Origin of the sequence: Zhongshania sp. (assembly GCF_041584495.1) — a bacterium.
Lineage (GTDB): Bacteria > Pseudomonadota > Gammaproteobacteria > Pseudomonadales > Spongiibacteraceae > Spongiibacter.
Genome location: NZ_JBFHDY010000181.1, coordinates 1 through 4,495, shown reverse-complemented (window position 1 = coordinate 4,495; position 4,495 = coordinate 1). Strand labels below are relative to the sequence as shown.

The following is a 4,495-nucleotide window of genomic DNA, read 5'->3' as shown; positions in this document are numbered from 1 at the left end:
TTAGCACTTGCCTCACAGGTAAGAGGAGAATCTCGTGTATCCGTAGCGAGCTTTGGTGATGGAGCCTCAAATATCGGAGCTTTCCATGAGTCATTGAACTTAGCAGCAGTATGGAACTTGCCAGTTATTTTTGTGTGTCAAAATAACCAATACGCGGAACATACGGCCTATTCGAAAGGAACGTCTGTAGAGAGTATTGCGGACCGTGGTGCTAGCTATGGAATACCGGGAATTAAGGTAGATGGCAATGATCCAGTCGCTGTATATCATGCAGGCCGCAATGCGGTAGAAAGGGCTCGAGCAGGTCATGGCCCAACGCTCATCGAAGCGGTGACTTTTCGCTTTAATGGACACTTAATAGGAGACTCTGGAAGTTATATACCTAAGGAGGAATATTTGCGAGCAGTGGAGAATGACCCATTTATAAAATACCGAGAATTTTTGCTTGCAAATAGTCATATCGCTGAAGAAGAGTTACTCGCTATAGAGCAAGAGATAGCTAAAGAGGTTAACGAAGCAGAAGCATTTGCAATGGAGAGTCCACTTCCCGCTCCGGAGGAGGTGTTAGTCGATGTGTATGGGTCCGTGACCGAGGGGGTTAGTGATGAGTGAGCAGGTCGATATGATTCAGTCGTTGAATTGGGCATTGCACGACGCTATGGAAGATGACTCTCAGGTTATAGTTTTTGGAGAGGAGGTCGCAGATCCTGAGGGCGGTGGAATTGTTGGTGTAACAAAGGGGCTTTCGACCAGGTATGGTAATCGGGTACGGTCAACGCCAATCTCAGAGATGGCATTTACGGGGGCTGCGGTAGGTGCGGCCGTCGCCGGGATGAAACCCGTGGTGGAAATTATGCTCATGAATTTTGTGGGTGTTTGCATGGATCAGATAACAAATCATGCAGCAAAACTACGATTCATGTCAGGTGGTCAAACGAGTGTTCCTATGGTCATTCGGACTATGACGGGGTCTGGGATGCAAAACGGTGGGCAGCACTCTGATTTCTTGGAAGCGTGGTTTTGCCACACACCCGGAATGAAGGTGGTCATGCCCTCAAGCCCTGAAGATGGATACGGGTTATTGCGCTCGGCCATTGATGATCCAGACCCGGTTTTGTTTGTTGAGCATTTTCCAGGATATTGGGCTAAGGGCTCTGCCCCGCAGCGAGGGGGCTCTATCCCCTTGGGTGTGGCGCGTATAGTTAAGCGCGGTGCTGATGTTACTTTGATTGGCTATAGCCGGTCGGTCATGGATATAACTGCCGTCGCTAATAAATTGGGTGGCGAGGGCATCAGCTGCGAAGTTATTGATCTTCGCACCATTTCCCCCCTTGATATGGATACAGTGCTTACCTCCGTTAAAAAGACGGGCCGAGCTGTGGTTGTTCACGAGGCGGTGAAATCTTTTGGCGTTGGAGCTGAACTTTCAACCCGGATATATGAATCTCTTTATCGGGAGTTAAAAGCTCCAGTAGAGCGAGTCGCGAGTAAAGATGCGCCCGTTCCATTTTCTAAGTCATTAGAAGTAGCGTTTCTTTATAGTCACGCTGATATTGAAGCCGCGGTTCGGCGAACATTGGATTGAAATTCCGATATTTCACAATAGTATAGGATTGTTATGAGTATTGATGTTTTACTACCTAAGATTGGTTTTTCAATGAATGAAGGTACTGTGAGCGAGTGGTTGGCGGTTGATGGTGCTGAGATTAAGGAGGGTGACCCATTATTTACCCTGGAAAGTGAAAAATCAGTAGAAGAGATAGAGGCTCCTGCGTCAGGAAAGCTTAAAATAATAAAGCCAGCTGGCGAGACGTGTGAATGCGGTACAGTGATAGGCCAAATTTTATGAAGGAAGAGAACTTTAAAGGCGGTCTTGATTCGTCAGTGTGGGGTGATATTGAAATACAAGAAATTTCACGGATTCAAAAATTTGTAGGTAATACCTTATCGGACAATTGGAGGTCAATTCCACATGTAACCCATCATGAGGAAGTCGATATTACGGGGTTGGATGTCGAGCGGAAAAGGCTGTCGGCTGATAGTGGAGTAAATATTACAGTATTAGCCTATTTAGTGAAGGCTGCAGTTAGTGGGTTGCAGCGTTTTCCAAAATTTAATACATCGATAGATGATACGGGTAATAATTTAATATTAAAGAAGTACTACAATATTGGTTATGCCGTCGACACCCCTAGGGGTTTGTTGGTCCCGGTTGTTCATAATGCCGACCAAAAGGATATCGTTGAGATTGCGTCTGAGGTTGCGCAGACCTCCATGCTAGCCCGGGAAAAAGGTTTGCCTATAGGTAAAATGTCTGGTGGTAGTTTCACAATCAGTTCATTGGGATCAATAGGGGGTACTGCTTTTACACCAATTATTAATGCTCCAGAAGTAGCTATTTTAGGGGTGGCGAAGGCATATAATAAACCGCGTAACATCGATGGAGAATTGATTTGGCGGACAATGCTCCCAATATCTCTTTCCTACGACCATCGAGTTATCAATGGAGTAGATGCTGCTCGCTTTTGCCTTTGTATTGGCGATGAATTAGCAAGATATTGCACGGGAAATGATCTGGAGTGTAATAAATAAACTTATCGTTTAAAATTTTGATTTCCATTATTATTATGGGCTATATAAAATTAAAGTGTTAGGTATATCCGAAAGAATGCTTCAGTATAAGTGTAAACAAGAAGTTGGCGAATAGTGATGTTCTGTGGATGCGGAGGAAGGCTAGCTAAGGAAATTTTCGAGGCTTTTGCTTTGAGGAAAGTTGCATTTTCGATTATTTTCGTCAAGTTAAGTGTTTTATTTGTCCAGTTAAATTTTTACATTCTAAAGTTGATGGTGGTAGTAAAAGGCTCAAAGTTTAGTAAAGCCAATAATAAACTCTAGCCGGATATATAAAGTAATATTTGCGAAATTATAGGTCTTAATAAATTTAATATTGTATTGAAGATAGATATTATTTTTGCTATTTTTAATTGGCATATAAAAAATATAAATTATCATCGGAGTATAATTTAATGAATAAGTTAAAGTTTTCAAAGATATTAATATTGGTTGCGTCTTTTGGTATTGCCTCGCAGGCTTTGGGTCAATTATTGCCAGGCGCGGGCGGGGTGCCAATGCCTGTACTTCTTCCATCTGAATTAAACGTTCCCGAAATGAAGGGAATAACAGATCTTGGGTTTGTTGCTGCTTCTATGGACCTTGAGGGGACTGGTAACTCGATATTGGCTGGCGAGCTGACTGATACTCTTCCGAGCTTGCTGGGTTCGGGAGGGGCTGTTCTTAGTCTTGCGCAGGCTGTAGGTCTTCCGCTAGTGGAGTTGCTTGTTCCGGCATTTGGACAGTTGCAAGATGACCCCGCGGGGATCGTAGATTACTTTTTGAGTGGTGGGGTGCTCCTTGCGGATATTATATTTATTTCTGACATCCCTTTGGTTTCAGAGCCATTGTTGTTGCCTTTTTGAGAGGTATCTTCCGCCTCTGCTTTCGCCCCCTTGTGGGGCCTTTTTCCTTATTTCATAAATAAAATCTGTTTGATTTGAATCCATCAAAATTCCGGGGTTGCTATAGTGAATTGTGGTGATAAAGTCATTTGTAAAATATGTTAAAAGTAAATATGCGCTATCCCATTTTTTAAGCGTCGCAAGCAGGCGGGGCGTCTTATTCATGAGCTTGAAATCTTCGCCACAGATTTTTATTGGTTTTCAGCGATATTCAGCTCTGTCAAAAAGTCAGCGAGAAACGAGTTTTATTAGGTATCGCTAATTAGCGCCGCTTTTAATTTCAATTTATTGATTAGGTCGGTATTGCTCGTCGCGCATATTGATGTGGGTTTGTAGTCCTTTGGTTCCTATAAATTACTTTCGATCAGTGGTCAGAGCTTTGGTCTGCGTGTGTGCTTCTTAGTCTGTGCTTGCAATAAAATAATTGGTCACTTGATTTCTGTTTTTCAGGTCCTGCCATTTATTGAGAGAAGATAGGCTATCATTTCATTTCCTGCTAATAAAATTCCTGAGGACTGTTGTTACTCGCTTTGAGGTTTCTCAATTACTTGGTTTGGTTGCTCTGAAGGCTAATATTACTGTTTCGTTGGTTGCGTGGATGTGTTGATCCGACAGGTGGTGCTGCTGTCTTTGTTCCAGTATTTTTATTAGGTATATCATTTGTCGGGGAATTTCTACATGACCCAAAATTTGCAGTAATGCCTGTGTCATGCGCTTTACCTCGAATAGTGCATCAATCAGCCGCTGCGAAAACGAAATACCAAAATAAAAAGCGAAGGACCCGCCGGGAGCTGCTCCTTGAAAAAATGGATGCACTGATTTCGTCGGTAAAGCTGAAGAAAGCTACGAAAATATTATCGCAAAATGCGAGAGCGGGAATCCACCTACCCGCTATCAATCATGCTTTGCATGCGCTGCCTGCAATTGTTGTATTATCTCAGCCCCCCCCCGCCCGCCCCAAAAAAAGAAAATCGATTGTG

The 4,495-nt window shown here is 43.3% G+C and carries 6 protein-coding genes; 5 read left to right on the top strand and 1 reads right to left on the bottom strand.

All coding sequences use genetic code 11. The annotated features are described in order from the left end of the window. From ABYP33_RS17505 to ABYP33_RS17485, 5 genes are all read left to right on the top strand, one after another. Window positions 1–612, top strand: a 612-nt coding sequence (locus ABYP33_RS17505) for a thiamine pyrophosphate-dependent dehydrogenase E1 component subunit alpha (RefSeq protein ID WP_373092466.1), incomplete at its 5' end; no start/stop codon positions are given. Further along, window positions 605–1,585 (top strand): alpha-ketoacid dehydrogenase subunit beta, encoded by a 981-nt coding sequence (locus ABYP33_RS17500; RefSeq protein WP_373092465.1) that lies wholly within the window; start codon window positions 605–607, stop codon window positions 1,583–1,585. The genes ABYP33_RS17505 and ABYP33_RS17500, both read left to right, overlap by 8 nt. A gap of 33 nt (window positions 1,586–1,618) precedes the next feature. Then, window positions 1,619–1,849, top strand: a complete 231-nt coding sequence (locus ABYP33_RS17495; protein WP_373092463.1) for a biotin/lipoyl-containing protein — start codon at window positions 1,619–1,621, stop codon at window positions 1,847–1,849. Continuing rightward, the gene (locus tag ABYP33_RS17490) at window positions 1,846–2,592 is read left to right on the top strand and encodes a 2-oxo acid dehydrogenase subunit E2 (protein WP_373092461.1); all 747 of its coding nucleotides are present in this window, start codon (window positions 1,846–1,848) and stop codon (window positions 2,590–2,592) included. Before ABYP33_RS17495 ends, ABYP33_RS17490 begins: the two co-directional genes overlap by 4 nt. Before the next feature lie 434 nt (window positions 2,593–3,026). Continuing rightward, on the top strand, window positions 3,027–3,476 hold the full coding sequence (locus ABYP33_RS17485) for a hypothetical protein (RefSeq protein WP_373092459.1): 450 nt from the start codon (window positions 3,027–3,029) through the stop codon (window positions 3,474–3,476). On the opposite strand, the gene ABYP33_RS17480 is transcribed toward ABYP33_RS17485, so the two are convergent. After that, window positions 3,450–3,680 carry a hypothetical protein gene (locus ABYP33_RS17480; RefSeq protein ID WP_373092458.1) on the bottom strand — a complete coding sequence of 77 codons (231 nt, stop codon included), beginning with the start codon at window positions 3,678–3,680 and terminating at the stop codon, window positions 3,450–3,452. The two genes, ABYP33_RS17485 and ABYP33_RS17480, sit on opposite strands and share 27 nt — an antisense overlap. Window positions 3,681–4,495 lie beyond the last annotated feature (815 nt).

Excerpts from the sequence above, each read along its gene's own strand:
- ABYP33_RS17500 (WP_373092465.1), top strand. The coding sequence starts at position 605 with ATGAGTGAGCAGGTCGATATGATTCAGTCGTTGAATTGGGCATTGCAC.
- ABYP33_RS17495 (WP_373092463.1), top strand. The coding sequence starts at position 1,619 with ATGAGTATTGATGTTTTACTACCTAAGATTGGTTTTTCAATGAATGAA.
- ABYP33_RS17490 (WP_373092461.1), top strand. The coding sequence starts at position 1,846 with ATGAAGGAAGAGAACTTTAAAGGCGGTCTTGATTCGTCAGTGTGGGGT.
- ABYP33_RS17485 (WP_373092459.1), top strand. The coding sequence starts at position 3,027 with ATGAATAAGTTAAAGTTTTCAAAGATATTAATATTGGTTGCGTCTTTT.
- ABYP33_RS17480 (WP_373092458.1), bottom strand. The coding sequence starts at position 3,680 with ATGAATAAGACGCCCCGCCTGCTTGCGACGCTTAAAAAATGGGATAGC.